Below are 2,370 nucleotides of genomic sequence, written 5' to 3' on the forward strand. Positions count from 1 at the left end.
CGCTGCTGCCCTACCGATTCGCCGACGCCCCACCGGTCTGGCTCTTCGCCGAACCGCTCGACACCGACGACCTGCCGAATACCGCGTCCCTGCGTGCCCTCGACGATCACCTCGACGACCGGGTGATCCGGTTCTCGATCACCGCCGATGGCATCGGCCGCCCACCCGAAACCGTCGGCGAACTCGACCTACGGCGAGCCGAGCCTGGCGAATACCGCACCGACTTCTTCGATCCGATCCTCAACCATCCTGCCGACGTCACATTGATGCCGCGAGTGGTGAACTGGCTGCGCGAAAACGCCTACACCGGAAGCCGCCGCGGCCGCACCGACGACGGCGCCCAGCCCGCGATCTGATCGGCGAGTTGGTCAGAGCCCCGGTCACGTCAGCTCGGACGTGAATAGAAGTGGATTGTGGCGAACCGAGAGTCCCGAACGATCGTCACCTGGGGGTAGTCGGCTCTGATGTCGCCATAGGGCGAGCTGGCGAACAATTCGATCGCGTTCGCGCAATCGAAGTTCCAGTCTGTGCGTTCGGTCGTCGGCTCGAATCCCAGCCGCTTGGTCAGCTCGGCGCAGGTAATCTTCTGCAGCGGTTGGGTATACGTCGAATCGGTGTACATCGCCCGATAGTCAGGGAAGTGTTCCGCTGGTGCGACATAGCTGCCTGCGTAGCCGCACATACCCGCCAACGGCGGGCACCCGAATCGCCGCATGCTGACCAACTCGAACGAGTCGGGTATCCAGACACTCCGCCGTTCCATGACCCGTCGCGCCTCCTCGGCGGACAGATCCTTGTCCAGTTTCGGCATGACAACGGAGGCGGCACACCCCCACAAGAGCGCTCCACACGTCACGAGCGTGAGGACGGACCAGAACCACCGCACATTCGGGCTTTTCGACACGACCTTCTCGCTTGTCAGTGGGCACGTAGCCGGTTCGAGGCGGAAAGTACTCGAAGGTGCCCTGGGCGCCGATCGCGACCAGCATACGTCGCTGCGGGGTCGGGCCGGCCGCTCGCAATGGCCTTGCCCGGGTGCGGTGGTCGGTGCCGCCACTGACAGCGTTCGCCGATCCGTCCTCTACTCGGTCGCAAAACTGGGGTCCGCCGGGTGAGCGGTCCGCGACCGACAACCAAGGAGCCGACCACCCCGCGGGTCGCGATCCAAGCGCATGTTAGAACTGGACATATGCCGCATACGAGTCCTGTTGCCGCCTGGAAGACCCTCCGCGAGGGAAACGATCGCTTCGTCGAAGGACGACTGCAGCATCCCAACCAAGGCGCAGCGAACCGAACCGAACTCACCACCGGGCAGCATCCGTCCGCGATCCTGTTCGGGTGCGGCGACTCCCGAGTCGCCGCCGAGATCATCTTCGACCGCGGCCTCGGCGACATGTTCGTCGTGCGCACAGCCGGCCACGTCGTCGACGGCTCCGTGCTCGGATCGATCGAATACGGTGTCGCGGTCCTGGATGTGCCACTGATCGTCGTCCTCGGGCACGACAGCTGTGGTGCGGTCCGCGCCACGATCGACGCCCTCGATTCCGGCGCCGTGCCCGGCGGATTCATTCGAAGTGTCGTCGAACGGGTCACCCCGTCGATCCTGCTGGGCCGCCGTGAAGGACTGAGCTCCGTCGACGAACTCGAAGCACGGCACGTGGAGGAGACCGGCCTGTTGCTGACGCAACGGTCGAGCACCATCGCCGAGAAGATCCAGGCCGGAAAACTCGCCATCGCGTGTGTCACCTACAACCTGTCCGAGGGCAGGGTCCAACTGAACCGGGTGATCGGCAACATCGGCGAACTCGAGTAACCGCAGCGGTCCGCATCGGATCCGGTACGGCGGCAACGTCTCTCAGTCCAGATCAGCCGCCGCTCGCAACCGAGTCAGCCGATGAAGCGGGCCGAAGGCAATGCCCACGATCACGGCCGCGGTCCGAAGAACTCGGCTCGGGCGGCCGCGATACGTGCCTGAGCCTGGGCGGCGCCTTGGAAACTGACCACGGCCGATCCGCCGCCGGCGAGCCCCAAAGCGATGAGGCCACCGATCACCGAGAGAAGATTCGGCTCGGGGAGGATCCCCGTGTCGCTGGTGGGTCGGACCTCGTGGGCGGGAACCGCCGCACCGCCGCCGGGTGTGGGCACGGCGGGTGGATCCCCTGCTCCGGCGGGGGCCGGTGACCGGGGTGAATCTCCGGCTCCGTTGGGAGCTGATCCGGTCGACGGTGCGGCGCCGCCACCGCCCGGCGAGTCGCTGCCCGGTGCACCGCCGGGTTCGGCGGTGTAAGGCTGAGCACTCTCGGACTCGGGGGTTGCACGGGGCGCCGGGGCTTCGGGAGCTGATTTCGGGACAGGCGCCTGCGGTTCGGG

General features: G+C 66.4%; 2 protein-coding genes and 2 pseudogenes. 2 read left to right on the plus strand and 2 right to left on the minus strand.

What is annotated here, in order from left to right; all coding sequences use genetic code 11:
• Positions 1-356, plus strand: a pseudogene (locus tag ACFWF3_RS32490) (phosphodiesterase); the annotation flags it as partial.
• 29 nt (positions 357-385) lie between these two features.
• On the opposite strand, the gene ACFWF3_RS32495 reads toward ACFWF3_RS32490, so the two are convergent.
• The gene (locus ACFWF3_RS32495) at positions 386-622 is read right to left on the minus strand and encodes a hypothetical protein (RefSeq protein WP_379317677.1); all 237 of its coding nucleotides are present in this window, start codon (positions 620-622) and stop codon (positions 386-388) included.
• 567 nt (positions 623-1,189) lie between these two features.
• On the opposite strand from ACFWF3_RS32495, the gene ACFWF3_RS32500 reads away from it, so the two are divergent.
• Positions 1,190-1,813, plus strand: a complete 624-nt coding sequence (locus tag ACFWF3_RS32500) for a carbonic anhydrase (protein WP_378990360.1) — start codon at positions 1,190-1,192, stop codon at positions 1,811-1,813.
• A 110-nt stretch (positions 1,814-1,923) separates the two neighbouring features.
• On the opposite strand, the pseudogene ACFWF3_RS32505 reads toward ACFWF3_RS32500, so the two are convergent.
• A pseudogene (locus tag ACFWF3_RS32505) lies at positions 1,924-2,370 on the minus strand (hypothetical protein); the annotation flags it as partial.

The sequence above is a fragment of the Nocardia sp. NPDC060220 genome, assembly GCF_042727815.1.
Lineage (GTDB): Bacteria > Actinomycetota > Actinomycetes > Mycobacteriales > Mycobacteriaceae > Nocardia.

Bases quoted from the DNA above. Each gene is read 5' to 3' on its own strand.
- ACFWF3_RS32495 (WP_379317677.1), bottom strand. From the start codon at position 622: ATGTACACCGATTCGACGTATACCCAACCGCTGCAGAAGATTACCTGC.
- ACFWF3_RS32500 (WP_378990360.1), top strand. From the start codon at position 1,190: ATGCCGCATACGAGTCCTGTTGCCGCCTGGAAGACCCTCCGCGAGGGA.